Here is a 16,075-nt window from a genome sequence, read left to right on the forward strand (position 1 = left end):
CATTTATCTGAGGGCAGCAGAGATAAATGACAAATGGTCAATGAGATCATTGAGGGGATATTATAAATGCATTGATGAGATTAAGGAAATGTTCCAAAGGAGGTATCCTTTATAAATACACAACATTTGGGACACTATGAGAATCTTCCAACTGGGCAGGTTACATTGCTGCAAGTAACATAAATAGTCCAGCTGCTGAAGTAACAGGGATTACAGGTTCCTGGATAGTTCAGACTGCAAATGCATCATCAGGATGCACATACTCTGCACAATGGATAGGAATTGGGGGATTTTTCAGCGGAGATAGCAGTTTAATACAGGCCGGAACAACATCACAATATGATTGTGGAGCTTCATATAGTGCCTGGTATGAGATGTTGCCTGCCGCAGAAACTCCAATATCCATGAGTATAAATCCCGGTGATGTTGTGGTTGTAACCATATTTTTGGCCAATGCACCAAATGTATGGAATATATACATTAATGATACGACACAGAATGAACACTTCTCAACCACCGTAACTTATAATTCATCAATGTTATCTGCAGAATGGATAGAAGAAAGACCTGAAATTAACGGCCAGTTAAGCTGCCTTGCTGATTTTGGTACTGCATATTTTGGTTCCTATTTCACGGGAATACCAAATACTAACTTTGCAACCATAAACGGTATTACGGCACCCATTAGCAGTTTTTCATATGAAAGTATAGATATGACATCGAACTCAGGAAACATCATTGCCCAACCCGGCTCCCTAATTAATGGTGGAAGCTTTACAATGCAGTATGAGGGAAGCTCAAGCAATAATTGCTGTTGTTACTGTTGTTTTTAAAGTTTGAATAATTATTTTTAAAATCACCCATTTTTTTATTCTTCATTTGTGATTTAATTTCATAAATATTTGATGAAAGATTTAAAATTATAGTGATAAAAACTTGGTTTTATTCAATTTCGAATTTTTGTAATGTATATACAGTGATAAAAATAATTATAAATCCCGGCTTCCGGATTCGAACCAGAGACCTGCGGATAACGGCGGGTGCCGTTTAACCCTCTACAGTCCGCCGCTCTACCAACTGAGCTAAGCCGGGTAATGTACTAAGGTAAAAAACCACAAAATAAATATCTTTTGGTAATTGTCATTTTTAGAACATCGGTTAAAAATTAGAAATAGGTTAATATTAAAAAGGGAGTGTTAATTTGTTAGTTTTTTTGCTTTAAAGAAAACAATTATAAAATAGTAAAAAATCTTGAAACAATGAGTAATATGAAATATACCTGGAAGGTTAGTTTTATTGGAGATCCAGGTAACGGTAAGACTTCTCTTATATCCAGAGTTGTTTATGACAGTGATCATTCAACCTTTTCTGGAAAGGGGTTGCTCAGGAAGAAAATATCAATAACACTCAAGAAAAAAGAATACAATATTGAGTTTATAATTCAGGAAATAGATGATAAGGACGAGAATGAAAAACTACTTACAGGATCTGGAGCCATCGTAGTTGTTATAGATGTTACAAAACCACTAAATGAAAAGGATATAAAAAAGAAACTAAGCTATCTTTCTTCCCTGGAAAGAAAACCTTTAGTATTCATAGCAGCAACAAAATCTGACAGAAGGTATGAGGCAGAATTCTGGAAAGATGATCTGAACAAGATAGTAGGAAAGGAAGGAACAGAGGTGTTTTTTGTGTCTGCTAAGGATGGTGAGGAGGTAAAGAACATGATGGAGACAATAGGGATGAAACTATTAGAGAAAAAGCTTGAAAATGGCAATTCACAAGATTAATATAAACGGAGTTTTGATCCATTCTGAGAGGGATCTTGAAAAGTTCTCATCACAGTACCTTGTCGGTAAAAAAATTTCAGGAATTCTTTACTTAAATTGTTACGAATTCTTCTTTCTTGCGTCACGGGGATATTTTTCCAAAGAATTCAATGATGTGTTTTTCAACAATTGTAAAGATTTTGAGGAAAGAAAAGAATTCTTCATATTTTACAGCAGGATGAAATTCAAGGGAAATAAGATAATGATTTCTGGGGACGAAGTTTATTTTGCAAAAAGGGATGAGAAATCAGAAGATGCAAAAAAGGTATATCCTGTGATGGAAGATACAATTGTAAACAGGGATAAACTGAAAAAATTTCATGATGGCACGGTTTGTTCTATAGATTATGACGGAGAATTCACCTATTATAAAATTAAGAGAAGCACAATCAATGAACTTGATAAAATAAATAAATTAAATGAAAAACAGATAAATGATATGGAATGGATGGGTTTTTATGATGGCCATATAAAAATATTTTCAAAAAATGAAAATAACATAATTGAGAAAAGAAATGCTGAGAATGAAGAATTTAAAATATACAAGGACCTCCTTGAGAAAGGATTTATAATAAAATCTGGGTTCAAATTTGGAAGCACCTTCAGGTTATACAGAGAAAGTATGAATGAACATTCTGAATTTCTTGTAAATATATTTGAAGAAAAAATGCCATGGTACCACATTAGTAGAGCTGTCAGGGTTTCAGGATCAGTAAGAAAAAAAATGGTGTTTTGCTGGATAGAGGGGGATGATCCGGTTTATTATGAAATTGAAAGAATAAAGGTTTAAATCTGTGCCTCAAAGTCGTCTATTGTGTATTTGAACTCATCATCACTCTTTATGCTTCCTCTGTTTTTGAGTATTTCCCTGGCTAGTAACCAATAAACCAGGGCCAAGGCTCTTCTGCCTTTATTATTGCTTGGAATTACCAGATCAACAAAATCTGTCTTGTTGTTAGCATCACAAAACGCCAAAATTGGTATTCCAACACTCTTTGCCTCTTTCATAACCTGTGTATCAGCCATTGGATCAGTTACAACAATGGCATCGATTTCAAGAAATGTTGGAAGTTCATAATTTGTAAGTGTTCCTGGTATAAATCTTCCAACTATTGATTTGCAACCTATTACTTCAGTAAATTTTGATACTGGCCTTATTGCATACTGCCTCTGAGCGGCAACCAGGATCTTATCCGGTCTTATTCTTGACAGGAATTTACCGGCAACTCTTATCATTTTGTCTGTCTGTTTCACATCCAGAAGATAAAGACCATCGCTTCTTATTTTGTATATGTATTTTACCATATCTGCCGTCTTGTTCTGAGTTCCAATATGCACTCCTGATTTTTGGTACTCTTCTTCCGAAATTAATAGATTTTCTTCCTGCATTTGTCTCAACTCTTCGTCACTCAAGATTTGCCAATATGTAATTTAAATATAATACTTTTTTTAATCATTCCCATTCTATGGTGGCTGGCGGTTTATCCGTCACATCATACACTACCCTGTTTATTTCCGGGCATGTGTTGGTTATCTCAACGGATATTGATTGCAAAACATCCCACTGAATCTCAGAAGCTGTGGCTGTCATCCCATCTGTTGTGTTAACGGCCCTTATGGCAACAGTTTCCCCATATGACCTTTTGTCCCCATGAACTCCTGTTGTTTTTACTGGTAGAAGTATGGCAAAATATTGCCAAGGTCTCTGTTCAAAACTGTATTTTTCTTCAATTGTCTTTTCCACAATTTCTGTCACATTTCTTAAAAGATCAAGCCTTTGCCTGTTAACTTCACCTATTATTCTCACTGCAAGACCTGGACCTGGAAATGGCTGAACTTTTCTGTTTATTTTTAATTCCTCCGAAATTTCCCTAACATCATCCTTATAAAGGTCCCTTAATGGCTCAACAAGTTTAAGTTTCATTTTCTCCGGAAGACCGCCCACATTATGATGGCTCTTTATTGTGTCTCTGTGTTTTCCCCCACTCTCGATCCAATCAGGAGCTATGGTTCCCTGAATCAGAAACTCTGCCCCCTCAATTTCCGCAATTTTTTCAAATACTTCAATAAATGTATTTCCAATTATTTTCCTCTTTGTCTCTGGGTCTGTAACATTTTTTAATCTTTCAAGAAATTTTTCCGATTCATCATATATTCTATAATTTATCTTATAGGATTGGAAAAACTCTTCAACACTTTCTCTTTCCCCTTTTCTTAAAAGCCCTGAATCTATGAATACAGATACGACTTTTTCACCCAGAGCCATATTGCATATCACAGATAACAGAGAACTGTCATTGCCACCAGAGCAGGCAAGAATTGCCTTACCATTAACCTTCTCTTTCAAAAAATTAATTATTTGTTCTAATTTTTTGCTTCTTGTTTCAGGCATTATGCCTTCATTATAGCACCCAAGAATATAAGCAATCCTATAACAACCCCTATAATGGTTGCTATGACATAGAATATTATCCCAAGAATCACTGATCTGATCAGGGAGATATGGAAATAGAAATCTGAGAGGTAATATGTAATGAAACCAAGAACTATTCCCCCAACTACCATTCCTCCCCCAATTGCTCTACTTTTGCTCTTTCCAAAATAAGCAGTAAAAATTCCAAAAATCAAAAGAGAAAGAGCAATCATCCCGATTATTGTCAAAAAGAAAATATCAAAGTTCCAATTTGGATACCAAGGTAAATTATTGTACGTAACCATATTTCATCACAACTTTATTACTGGGAAGGTCTTTGTGTCTACTACTCCTGTCATGGTTCTAATGTTTTCCACTATGACCTTACTTAACTCATTGTAATCTTTGGCATCAATTTTTGCAAAAACATCGAATTCACCCATGATTGCATAGCATTCAACTACGTAGTTTATTTTAGAAATTTTCTCCAGGACCTCCTTCTCTTTTCCTGGAACAGTACTAACCATAACTATTGCCAGAGACATAATGACCTTTATCAGTAATTTTTACTTATTAATAAAATTTTTGAACATTAATGTGTAGAAAAACCTGTTTTTATTTGAAAAAATCTGAATTGTGAATTTCATTTTTTTTCATTACCACCTGACTACCATCTGCCAGATCTTTAACAGTAATCGATTCATTATCCTTTTCTTTTTTACCTATTATTATGGCATAATCACATCCAAGAATACTTGCTTCTCTAAGGGAGGCAGATATTGATCTATTCTTTGTGTTGTATTCAACTTTTATCCTTCTTTCTCTCAGAAATCTTATTACATCTGTGGCATAAGCAAGGTTTTCCATTCCGTTCAGTGCAACATATACAAATTTATCTTTTTTTGTTGATTTCCACAGATCAAATTTTTTCATAAGGTTCTCTATGACAGCATCACCCATGCCAAACCCAACTGCTTCCAGAGAGGAACCGCCAATAAGTGATGCCAGATTGTCATAACGGCCACCACCAAAAATAGATCTGAAAGAACCTTCTTTGTCAAAACCCTCAAAAACTGTTCCGGTGTAATAGGAAAGACCTCTAACTGTTGAAGGATCAAAATATACATCCTTTATATTTAAAGAATCCAGGATTTCTAAGACCTCTGAGAGATTCGACAATTCATTTTTTGGAATTTTATTTGAGAAAAATTCATCCATTAATTGATTGAATTCTGAACCCTTAACTTTCCTTGATAAGAATTCAATGTAAGTGCTTATTTCTTCATCTTTCATTCCGCTTTTCCTTAACTTAAGTGCAAAATCATCTCTTGATTCTTTGTGAAATCTGTCTGTAATTGCCAATATCTCTTTCACATCCAGGTCACCAAATGATAAAATTATATTTTCCATTACTTTTCTATGATTTATCCTTATTTCAAATCTGTTTTTCAGACCAAGTCTGCTTAAAATTTCTGCTGCAAGGTCTATTACCTGGGCATCAGCTCCAGGTGATGGATCTCCAAAAATGTCAACGTTTAACTGAACATGTTCCCTTGTTCTTCCTGATTGTGGTTCTTCATATCTCCATAATTTCGGAAGACTGAACCATTTAATCGGTTTCCTTAAATCTTTTCTGGAACTGGCCATCCTCACTGTTGTTGGCGTGGCTTCAGGAATAAGTGTGACCTCCCTTCCACCCTTGTCAACAAAACTGTAAAGTTGCTTAACTATCTCTTCACCAGATTTTTCAATATACATTTCAACATTTTCCAGAGAGGGGTAATCTATCTGACTAAAGCCAAAAATTCTGCAAGTTTCCTTCATTATCTGAAAAACGTCTTCCCTAACCTGCATATCATCTGGATAAAATTCCCTGAAACCTTTTAATTTTTCAAACGGCATTTTCTGATAAGGATAGTTAAAAATACTAATTAACTATACTCATTCCATAATGATCAAACTGGATGAGTTATTAAAAGATAATAATTTAAAAATTACTCCCCAGAGATTGGGAGTCCTGCAATACATATATGATAATCCGGGTAGACACTTCACAGCTGAAGATGTCCACAATTTCATAAAAATAGATAATCCGGGAATCCCCCCTGCCACTGTTTACAACATACTTAGGATTTTCACTGAAAAGAACCTTATAAATTCATTCGAGGTTAATGGAAGGGCCATATTTGAATCTAACCTTAACAGGCATATTAACTTTGTATGCAATATCTGCGGTAAAATAGAGGATGTTGATGATCCAGAATACATAAAAACAATGGATAATGTCATGAGAAATGTTCCGGGCAAGGGTGAGACTGCTGTCACTGTGATAAGAGGAATTTGTCGTTCATGCCTCTCCAGGAATCAATAATCCTCTGCATTTTTATAGCGTTTTCATTTTCCAAATAATCATGAACACGAATGTATTCAATATTGTTTTCAACAAACCATTGAGTTAAAGAAATGGTTTGTCCAAGCCTTCTTGATGGATCGCCACTGCCATCAAGATCAAGAAATCTTTTCCTTGAATGCCCGTACATTCTTTTGAAACCATACTGAAATGCACGTGAGAAAGAACATATTTCAAAATTGTGAACACTGTTTTTTGCAAACCCCAAGCCTGGGTCAAGTATGAGTCTGTAAGGTGGCAATCCCATTCTGCTCAAAACATTAATTTTGTTAAAGAAGAAGAAAGAGATTTCTCCCATTAAATCATTGTAATCAGTTAATTTATTCATTGTTTCAGGAGTTCCCCTTGTATGCATAAGAATGTAGGATTTTCCATTTTTTATGCAGAGTTCTGGAATCCTTGAATCCTTCATACCAGATACATCATTTATCCAGTCAATTGAGTTAATGTAATATCTGCAAGTCTCGTAGTTATAGCTGTCAAGTGAAATTTTAATACCTCCATCCTTCTTAATTTCCTCAATAAAAGAATGGAGCCTTTTAATCTCCTCATCAGAGTCAATCTTTTTTGCCCCGGGTCTTGTACTTTCTCCACCAATGTCAATAATTTCTGGTTTTTCCTTCAGAAGATTACTAAGGCCCGAAATATTATATCTTGAACCATCATAAAAGGAATCCGGTGTTGCATTAACAATTGGGACTGCTGTTGAACTTTTGTTTACAAAAATATTATCCATCATATATTTGGAATAGCTGTCATCAAAGATCTCATTAATAAGGGATGACAAACTCTGGTGATCCAAAATTTTTTCTGTTTTATTGTACGGCTTTCCATCAATTATTATATTTCCGTCCTCATGATATTCATACAATTTTATAACAGACTTTTTTAAAAAGTTATCTGTTTTCAAAAAATAAAAGAATTTGTAGGGTTTCCCATTCATCAAAAATGCAGATCAATAGGATTATTAAGCCTTATGCAATAAAGGATTTGTTTCACGTTGGTGACATATGAAAGTGGCTCAAGATACTTCCAAAGATGGTATTAATCTGGAAAAACTTAATTTTGTAAGAATTGAGGAACTCAGTGATGCAATTAGAAAGGGTTTGAGCTTGGAAAAGAAAAAAATGACCAATGAAGAATCCTTCAGGTCTGCCGAGCATCTTATAAATTTTTTCGGATATAGTGACAGAGTAATAGACAACATGCTCGAACCTGAGGATAGGGATGCTTTTTACACCATGGAAGATCTTGGGATTTTACAGACGGAAAGGGAAGAAACAACGCTTTTTGATGGAAGGGAGTGGAGAATTCATTATTGGATCCTGAACGTTGAAAGGGTAAGATTTCTCGTAAACATGAAGATAGAAAAGGAAGATGCAGGAAATAATGAGGAATATTTGGTTTATGAAGAGATTCCCGACGATGTGTGGAATGCAATGTGAATTATTTAAAGGGTTCTAAATGCATATAGCAGTGCTCGATTATGACAAATGCCATCCAAAAAAATGCAATCATGAGTGTCAGGCCTATTGTCCTCCTGTAAGATCCGGGACTGCTACAATTGATTTTAAGGATGAGAATTCTTATCCTGACATTCATGAGGATCTTTGTATAGGTTGTGGTATTTGTATAAACAGATGCCCATTTCATGCCATTAAGATCGTTACTGTGCCTGACGAACTCCAAAAAGATATAATTCATCAATATGGTGAGAATACTTTCAGACTTTATTCAATACCATATCCTGGAAAGGGAATAACTGCAATACTTGGTACGAATGGAATGGGTAAAACAACTGCTCTGAATATTCTCAGTGGTATTACTGTTCCAAATTTTGGAAAATATGATGAGAAAGGTGTCCGCGAAAAGGTTATAAAAAAATTCTCAAATACAATATTGGGAGATTATTTCAGATCGGTATATGATGGTGACAAGAAAGTTGTTCTGAAGAGCCAGTATGTAGACCAGATACCAAGGGTTGTAAATGACACCATAAGGAATATTCTTAAAAATTCTGATTCTCAGGGTAAAATGGATGAGATAGTAAATCTCTTAAATCTTGAAAATTCAATTGAAAAACATGTTTCCTCTTGTTCAGGAGGAGAACTTCAGAAACTTGCAATAGGAGTCTCACTTTTGAAAGATGGTGACATACTTCTTATAGATGAGCCATCATCATATTTAGACATATCTGAGAGGTTGCGGGTTGCAGACATTTTCACCAACATAGCAAAAAATAAAACAGTGTTTGTTGTTGAGCATGATCTGGCAATACTTGACTGGATTTCAGACCAGGTGCACCTTGTATATGGACAGAAGGGTGTTTACGGTATTGTTGCACAGCAAAAAACAACTTCAAAGGCAATTAATCAGTTTCTTGAAGGATATTTGAAAGAGGAGAACGTAAGAATAAGAAAAGACCCCATAAAATTTGAAATGAAGACTGTGGAAAGAAAGATAAATACACCAATAATAATCAGATGGGATTCTGTTGAAAAATCCTATGAAAATTTCAAAATGACTGCTTCAGGAGGATATCTTAATCAGGGAACAGTTACAGGTGTGCTTGGAGGGAATGCCCTTGGAAAGTCTACCTTTATGCGTCTTATGGCCGGAGTGGAAAAACCAGATAATGGTATTATTGAGCCCACCTTAAGGATATCATACAAACCTCAGTACATATCGACGGATTTCAGGGGAACAGTATCAGAACTTTTCATAAAGATACTCAGGGAGAATTTTAATGATCCATACATAAGAAATGAGATAATGAGACCGCTATCCGTTGAGGATCTGATGGATAAGAATGTTGAGACCCTTTCGGGAGGAGAATTACAGGTGGCTTCAATAGCTCTCTGTCTTTCCAATGATGCGGACCTTTACATTCTTGATGAACCTTCAGCTAACCTGGATAGTGCAATGAGGATGGATGTTGCCAAGGTTATTAGAAGAACCATGGAAAACAGAAAAAAAACTGCCCTTATTGTGGATCACGACATATACCTCATAGATATAATTTCTGATCAACTGCTAGTATTCAGGGGAAAACAGGGGCTTTATGGAGAGGCAGTTGGTCCAATGAATATGAGGGACGGGATGAACTTATTTTTAAAAGAAAAAGAGATAACGTTTAGAAGAGATCACAATACAAAGAGACCGAGGATCAACAAGAAAGGTAGTAGTCTTCACAGGGAGCAGATTTCAAGGGGAGAATATTATTATGAGTGAAAGGCTAACCCTTGAGGTAAAACACAGGGAAGGCCTTGCCAGGGTAGGAACATTCAAGACGAAACATTCAATGGTCAGGACGCCCTCAATAATGCCAGTTGTGAACCCAAACTTAATGACTGTGCCCGTTGATTTTTTTAAAAAACTGAAAATAGATGCAATTATAACAAATAGCTATATCATAAGAAGGAATGAGAATCTAAGGGAAAGAGCATTAAAATATGGAATTCATAACCTCATTGGTTTTGATGGTACAATAATGACTGATTCTGGCACATTTCAGTCATATGTTTATGGTGATATTGAATATCAAAACCGAGAAACTGTGGAATTTCAGATTAATTCTGGTTCTGACATAAGTACCATTCTTGATATATTTTCAACACCGGATCAGACTAGAGAACAGGCCATTAACGCTGTGAAAGAGACCCACAGAAGATTACTTGAAATATCCGATCTAGCTGAGGAAAATGATATTGCAGCCCCTATACAGGGATCATTATACATGGATTTGAGGAGAAAAAGTGCCAGAGTTATGAGTTCCACCAATGGATCATATATGCCAATTGGAGGTGTTGTACCACTACTTGAAAATTACAGATACGGAGATCTGGTTGACATAATACTGAATTCAAAATTAAACACAGATTTTTCAAAACCTGTTCATCTTTTTGGTGGAGGACACCCAATGTTCTTACCGTTTGCAGTTCTTCTTGGAGTCGATATGTTTGATTCCGCTTCTTACGTAAAATATGCAAGGGATGACAGGGTATTATTCTCAGACGGTACCAGAGATTTAAAAGAAATTTCAAGTTTTCCATCCTGGAGTCCAATTTCCGAAAGGTATACGGCAAGGGAACTTCTTGATGAAACAAAGGAACTTAGAGTATCCCTAATTTCCCAGCATAATCTTTACGCCATAATGATGGAGATGGAGGAAATAAGAGAGAGAATTTTCGAACAGACTTTATGGAATTATGTAGAAACAAAGGCGAGGAGCCACCCCTCCCTTTATGAGGCGTTTGGTAGAATTAAAAAATATGCACCAAAACTGGAAAGATACTGGGACCTGTCAGGTAAGACATCCTTCATGTATTATGACAAAGAATCCTTGAAACACCCTTTGATCAGTAGACTAAAAAAACAGTGCATTAAAAATGGTAGAAAAGTGGATGAAAGTCATTGGTACCCGGGCAAAACCTCAGAAAAGTTCATTAATGAAATTTACGAAAAAACAAATGAACATTTTTATATAAACTGGTTTGGAATGAAAGTACCAGTTGAATTAAATGAAACCTATCCTGTGGAACAGATAATATTTCAAGGAAGGATAAATAAGGGAAAAAACGGTTACAATGATATTGAATTGTCAAATGAAAAAATTAGGGATTTCAATCTTGAAAAAATTAAACGAATAGCAGATTATCAATATGGATCTGGTGCAGGAGATCTTCTTATTGATAAAAATTCATCAGTAATTGTCTCAAAATCAACAGGAAGAATACGAACAATAAACCACGGAGATAAAATAATTGCTACACTCCGTGCAATGGATGGTTTTCTTGCCCTTACAATGGATGGGGGCAAATTGCTTCTTAAAATGAAGAATAAAAACAGGATAATTGTAACTGAAGAGAGTGCATTATTCAATTCCAGAGGAAAGAGCGTGTACTTTAAATTTATTGTTGATTGTGATGAGGACATAATATCTGGAAATGATGTACTCATAGTTAAGGAAAATGATGAACTCGTTGCTGTGGGAAGATCGACATGCTCTGGAAGAGAGATGAAAATGATGAAAAGCGGTGTTGCAGCGCAAATAACCCATCATCTTTAAGTTTTCCCCGCTCTAATGGTAACAAGGAATATGGAGATCACCATTAGGGTTCCGCCTACCAATGTTCCATCTGAGAGAGGTATGCCAGTGATCAATACTGAAAAAGCCGCTGCAAATATTGGTTCTGAAGCCATTATAACAGTTGCTCTCTCGGCACGCACATATATCAAAGATCTGTTTGCAATCACATATGCAATAACACCTGCAAACAGAGCTGTAAATACAAGGCTGAAAATGAGCTGTGGTGATTGGAAATTTGCATAAATTTTGAATGTGGGTATCAAAATAGTGGAAAAAATGAAGACTGAAATCATCTGATAAAATGTGAATTTAGTCATTTCAATATTGTTGTGTTTTGCCACATAAAGTATCTGGAATGCATAACCAACTGCACATATAACTGTAAGAAGATCTCCTATCTGGACAGAGCTGTTGGATATCTGACCTAAGGAAATTATGATCAGACCAAGAAGAGATAGGAAGGCAGCAAGCCAGTCTTTTCCAAGAACATGAGTCCTGTAAACAATAAGAGAAAATATGGGAACAAGCACAACATATAGACCGGTGAGCAGTCCTGAAATAGCAGGTGTTGTGAAATAAAGACCTATGGTTTGAAAATAGTAACCGAGAAAAAGGAAAAAGCCAGCTATCATTCCCTCCTTAAAACCTGTGAAATCCTTTGGATTTTTTATGAATGGAAGCATCATCAGTGAAGAGATTGCAAATCTCACTGAAAGAAAGATCACAGGGGACATGTATTCAAGTGCGATTTTAATAAGGGGAAATGTTGATCCCCAGGATAATGTGGAGACAAGTATGAGAAATGAATATTTTATCTCCTTATCCATCTATTTCACCGGAAAAAGAACATGCCTTGCAATGGAAGGTTTCCTTATTAGAATGCTAAAAACCACCCTCGAAGGATAATCAATGTCCCCGATGTTTTCTATTATTTTTTTTATTCTCTCTGATTGTAATTTCCGCCCGATTTCATTGAAAGACGTGTCTGTAATTTTCGAGTAAATCTTCTGAATTCTTAGATCCCTCCTTAATTCTTTTCCTATCTCTTTTTTCCAGGCTTTCTCGTAATTTTTCAGTGATTCTTCTGAAAAATTTTCAGATTCATATGCCTCTGACAGTGTTTCAGCTGCCTTTATTCCTGACAGCATTCCCGTGTATATTCCACCTCCACTGAGAGGTTTAACGATACCTCCTGCATCTCCAACAAGAAGGGCTCTGTCCCTGTAGGTTGGATTTACTGTTGATATGGGAATTGGCCCTCCTGTTATAGTTGCGTTTGAAGGCTCACCCATTCTCTTCCACAGTGTGATGAATTTTTCTCTGGAAAGGCCAAAACCAGCTGTTCCAATTCTTGAAAAATCCCCAGCGGGTGTTGCCCAGGCAAAATATCCTTTGGAATACTGGCTCCCAAGATAAACGTTCACATTATCCTGATCTTCCATTCTTTTAATTGAATCAACCTGATAAGCAGAGACAATTCTGCTGTATCTCAATCCGGGAAAAAGAACTTTCCTGGTTATGCTGTTGGCCCCGTCTGCTCCCACAACGGCCTTTGACTTTACGGATTTTATGCTGCCTTCCTTCCGAAAAGTAATCTCCACTGTATCCTTATTCACCCTTATGTCACTTACCCTTGAATTCAAAGAAAGTTCAGTTCCTGCTCCAATTGCCATTGCCGCCACGTCCTGATCGAACCTGTCTCTTTCCAGAACGTAAGTTTTTTCATCTTTTTTCACAGAAATGGATGATGAATCGGGAAAATGAATGTGCGCACCTCTTACGGTGTTGATAACTGAATGGGTATGTGTAATTTTTATGACCCTTTCTGAAACCAAACCAGTGCACTCAACAGGTTTACCCACACTCTCGTTTTCCTCAAGTTGAAGTACACTGTAACCCTTTCTGGAAAGATTATATGCACACATTGATCCTGATGGACCTGCTCCGATAACTACAAAATCGTACATATGATCACAGAAATGCGTCCAGTGACATGTTCCCCTTCACATTCTGTTTTTTCTGACTCCCCTTTTTTGGTACAATATCAATTGGGTCTCCAAGACTCTCAAAAACTCTGTTCAGTGTTTCCTGAACCCTTTCCGCATAGTATCTCCAATCAGGCATCCCCTTAAAACGTTCAACATCTATGAAAGGCTCAACCTCCTGAGGTACCACACTGCTGTTTGTAACTATCCAGGATACTTTCATACCCGGGATAAATCTTTCCCCATATTCCTTAAGTTTTCTTGCAGCCCTAACATTTGCAAGTGATTCTGCATTTGCGTAATCTTTGTCTGACTTCACTGATCTGGATATTACAAGCTTTGATATGTCAATAGCGGAGTCCCCGGATAAAAGTTTTTTCACAATGTTCTCCCCGTATTCCCTTGCACCATCAATATTTCTGTCCATAAGATATTCAAATACCTTCTGAAGAGCCTCACTCTGAAGATCGAAGGAATCCGTCCTCCTCACTTCATAACCTCTCACAAGAAGCTCGCCCTTATCAAATTCAGGATATACTATCTTCCCAACATATCTTTTTTTTGCACCATGGGAAAAAAATGGGTCCATTATCTTTTCAAATTCTATTGTAACCTGAAGATTCCTTGAAATCTCCGAGCTGAGTGAATTGCCGAAATCCACAGCCTCCTTGATTGAACTTTTACCTGATTCTATGAAAACACTATCCGTATCCCCATAAATCACCCTTATTTTTCTCTTTTTTAAATCTTCAATCAAACCAACAATGGTGTTTCTTGCAAAGGCTGTAACAGACTTTCCAAGTTCTGGATTTGTGAAACGGTAAAAGGCAGATGCCAGAACTCCATAAAATGTGTTCATTAGAATTTTTATGGCATTCTGTATTCCATCATAATATTCCCTTTGATCCCCAGATGAGGATTTCATAATTTTTTTAACCCTGTCCCTTTCCGCCATAAGGCTCATCAATAGTTCTGGTATCAACCCCCTTCTCTTGTCCGGACTAATAAATCTTGCACCCGTTGGGGACACTATTTCACCATCCTCAGATAATGTTGAGAAGCATATGTTATACTTTATGATCATAGATGGATACATGCTCTTAAAATCCAGAACAACTACCATATTGTAAATACCCGCTCCAATTGATTCCACATGACCACCTTCAATTGGGGAATCCTTAAGTGCCTGTGAAGCTGTCATAGGAACTGCAATCCCTCTGCGATCTGCAAGTCTTATGAGAAGTGAATCCACATAATTGCTTGTTCCACCGTTTGTGGTATCTTCGAGAGGCAATCTTGTTACTGTGGCCATAAACATGTTTCTGTCCACAACCCTCATTTTTTCCATAATTCTGTAGGTGAGAAAGGCATCCTTCATACAGTATTTTGCAACTTCTTCAGGACGGTTTCTGAATTCCTCCTCAATTTTAAGCCTGTCAATATCATCCTTTCCTTCGTTGAGAAGCATATGTGACACATAGTTTAGAGTTTCGTTTTTTGGATGGAGATATTTTTTCACATTCCACCATACATCGCTTATAATCCTTCCCTTTGCCCTCCAGAACTGCCCGTTTATCCTTCTCCCTGGAGAGTTATCCCTTCCAATCTGCAACATCATCCTGTACAGATTCATTCTGTACTCTATTACTGGAAGATCGTATCCGTCTATGTTATAACCTATGAGGATGTCAGGATCATTTTTAAAAACCAGTTCGTTAAAGTCTTTCAGTATTTTTTTCTCATCACCGAGAAGACATCCCTGTTCAATCTTTTCACCCATGGATATGCAATAGCCAATCATGAGTATTTTACCGTAGGTTTCATCCTGAGTTTCAGGAAATGCGTTCTCAATATCAAAACTTAAAATTTTAACCGGTGGGTTGAATGCTTCTGTTGTTTTTATATCCTCCATTTTGCACTCAATCACTTTGTCTGTTCCGTATTTTTTTCTCTCTTCCGGATCTGCCTCATTTCCATCAAATTCAATACAGGAGCCAAGATCAAGATCATAGATGAACCTGTGGTGAAATGGTATGTCAGCAGCCATCACCTTACTGATGAATAATTTTCTTAGATTTGGCACCTCATATGGATGCTTTATAAATATTCTGTAAACTTTTTTTTCCACACCCTCAACAAGAAGATTTTTTTCCTCATCCCTCACATACTCTGGATTTTTTCTAATACCATTCAATTCTTCTTCCCTTGGCTCAACAACATCGAAATAAGGGAGAAAACCACCAGTGAGAAGTGTGACGGATTCACCCGCATCTGATCTTCCGAAAATCTCTATTTTTATGTCGCTTCTTCTGTATGATGCAGAGATTATCCTTATTCTTCCCCTCATAA

The 16,075-nt window shown here is 36.5% G+C and carries 16 protein-coding genes and 1 tRNA gene; 7 read left to right on the forward strand and 10 right to left on the reverse strand.

Translation table 11 applies throughout. The annotated features are described in order from the left end of the window. The first annotated feature begins 179 nt into the window (after positions 1–179). Complete coding sequence (locus ACNF4Z_RS06045) at positions 180–833, forward strand: G1 family glutamic endopeptidase (protein ID WP_458328388.1); 654 nt, start codon at positions 180–182, stop codon at positions 831–833. 163 nt (positions 834–996) lie between these two features. On the opposite strand, the gene ACNF4Z_RS06050 is transcribed toward ACNF4Z_RS06045, so the two are convergent. Beyond that, a tRNA-Tyr gene (locus ACNF4Z_RS06050) sits at positions 997–1,092 on the reverse strand. A gap of 167 nt (positions 1,093–1,259) precedes the next feature. Here ACNF4Z_RS06050 and ACNF4Z_RS06055 point away from each other — a divergent pair. Both ACNF4Z_RS06055 and endA read left to right on the forward strand, forming a co-directional pair. Next, entirely contained in the window at positions 1,260–1,790 is a 531-nt protein-coding gene (locus ACNF4Z_RS06055) for a GTPase domain-containing protein (RefSeq protein ID WP_458328345.1), read from the forward strand. Next, positions 1,771–2,619, forward strand: a complete 849-nt coding sequence (gene endA, locus ACNF4Z_RS06060) for a tRNA-intron lyase (protein ID WP_458328346.1) — start codon at positions 1,771–1,773, stop codon at positions 2,617–2,619. The genes ACNF4Z_RS06055 and endA overlap by 20 nt, the downstream gene beginning before the upstream one ends. Here endA and rpsB read toward each other — a convergent pair. The 5 genes from rpsB to hisS all read right to left on the reverse strand — a co-directional run bounded on the left by rpsB (position 2,616) and on the right by hisS (position 6,144). Beyond that, positions 2,616–3,218 carry a 30S ribosomal protein S2 gene (gene rpsB, locus ACNF4Z_RS06065; protein WP_458328389.1) on the reverse strand — a complete coding sequence of 201 codons (603 nt, stop codon included), beginning with the start codon at positions 3,216–3,218 and terminating at the stop codon, positions 2,616–2,618. The two genes, endA and rpsB, sit on opposite strands and share 4 nt — an antisense overlap. A gap of 64 nt (positions 3,219–3,282) precedes the next feature. Next, positions 3,283–4,221: a glutamine-hydrolyzing GMP synthase gene (gene guaA / locus ACNF4Z_RS06070; protein WP_458328347.1), complete on the reverse strand. Its 939-nt coding sequence runs from the start codon at positions 4,219–4,221 to the stop codon at positions 3,283–3,285. Next, entirely contained in the window at positions 4,221–4,547 is a 327-nt protein-coding gene (locus ACNF4Z_RS06075; protein WP_458328348.1) for a hypothetical protein, read from the reverse strand. The genes guaA and ACNF4Z_RS06075 overlap by 1 nt, the downstream gene beginning before the upstream one ends. A gap of 6 nt (positions 4,548–4,553) precedes the next feature. Beyond that, the gene (locus ACNF4Z_RS06080) at positions 4,554–4,787 is read right to left on the reverse strand and encodes an Lrp/AsnC family transcriptional regulator (protein WP_458328349.1); all 234 of its coding nucleotides are present in this window, start codon (positions 4,785–4,787) and stop codon (positions 4,554–4,556) included. 70 nt (positions 4,788–4,857) lie between these two features. Then, positions 4,858–6,144, reverse strand: coding sequence for a histidine--tRNA ligase (gene hisS, locus ACNF4Z_RS06085; RefSeq protein ID WP_458328350.1), 1,287 nt, complete (start codon positions 6,142–6,144; stop codon positions 4,858–4,860). A gap of 49 nt (positions 6,145–6,193) precedes the next feature. On the opposite strand from hisS, the gene ACNF4Z_RS06090 reads away from it, so the two are divergent. Beyond that, complete coding sequence (locus ACNF4Z_RS06090) at positions 6,194–6,613, forward strand: Fur family transcriptional regulator (protein WP_458328351.1); 420 nt, start codon at positions 6,194–6,196, stop codon at positions 6,611–6,613. On the opposite strand, the gene folP is transcribed toward ACNF4Z_RS06090, so the two are convergent. Beyond that, on the reverse strand, positions 6,564–7,595 hold the full coding sequence (gene folP / locus ACNF4Z_RS06095; RefSeq protein ID WP_458328352.1) for a dihydropteroate synthase: 1,032 nt from the start codon (positions 7,593–7,595) through the stop codon (positions 6,564–6,566). The two genes, ACNF4Z_RS06090 and folP, sit on opposite strands and share 50 nt — an antisense overlap. A 67-nt stretch (positions 7,596–7,662) precedes the next feature. Between folP and ACNF4Z_RS06100 the strand changes: the two genes are divergently transcribed. Genes ACNF4Z_RS06100 through tgtA form a run of 3 tightly spaced genes read left to right on the forward strand, consistent with a single transcriptional unit; the run spans position 7,663 to position 11,720 of the window. Beyond that, entirely contained in the window at positions 7,663–8,097 is a 435-nt protein-coding gene (locus ACNF4Z_RS06100; RefSeq protein WP_458328353.1) for a DUF6015 family protein, read from the forward strand. Positions 8,098–8,116: 19 nt separating this feature from the next. Next, positions 8,117–9,883, forward strand: coding sequence for a ribosome biogenesis/translation initiation ATPase RLI (locus ACNF4Z_RS06105; protein WP_458328354.1), 1,767 nt, complete (start codon positions 8,117–8,119; stop codon positions 9,881–9,883). Then, complete coding sequence (gene tgtA, locus ACNF4Z_RS06110) at positions 9,876–11,720, forward strand: tRNA guanosine(15) transglycosylase TgtA (RefSeq protein ID WP_458328355.1); 1,845 nt, start codon at positions 9,876–9,878, stop codon at positions 11,718–11,720. The genes ACNF4Z_RS06105 and tgtA overlap by 8 nt, the downstream gene beginning before the upstream one ends. On the opposite strand, the gene ACNF4Z_RS06115 is transcribed toward tgtA, so the two are convergent. From ACNF4Z_RS06115 to ACNF4Z_RS06125, 3 genes are read right to left on the reverse strand one after another with little or no spacing between them, the layout of a single operon-like run. Then, positions 11,717–12,568, reverse strand: a complete 852-nt coding sequence (locus ACNF4Z_RS06115; RefSeq protein WP_458328356.1) for a DMT family transporter — start codon at positions 12,566–12,568, stop codon at positions 11,717–11,719. The genes tgtA and ACNF4Z_RS06115 overlap by 4 nt on opposite strands. Beyond that, positions 12,569–13,708, reverse strand: coding sequence for a geranylgeranyl reductase family protein (locus ACNF4Z_RS06120; RefSeq protein ID WP_458328357.1), 1,140 nt, complete (start codon positions 13,706–13,708; stop codon positions 12,569–12,571). 4 nt (positions 13,709–13,712) lie between these two features. Then, positions 13,713–16,073, reverse strand: a complete 2,361-nt coding sequence (locus tag ACNF4Z_RS06125; RefSeq protein ID WP_458328358.1) for a DNA-directed DNA polymerase — start codon at positions 16,071–16,073, stop codon at positions 13,713–13,715. Between the last annotated feature and the right edge of the window lie 2 nt (positions 16,074–16,075).

Origin of the sequence: Caldiplasma sukawensis, from assembly GCF_052315375.1 — an archaeon.
Lineage (GTDB): Archaea > Thermoplasmatota > Thermoplasmata > Thermoplasmatales > Thermoplasmataceae > Cuniculiplasma.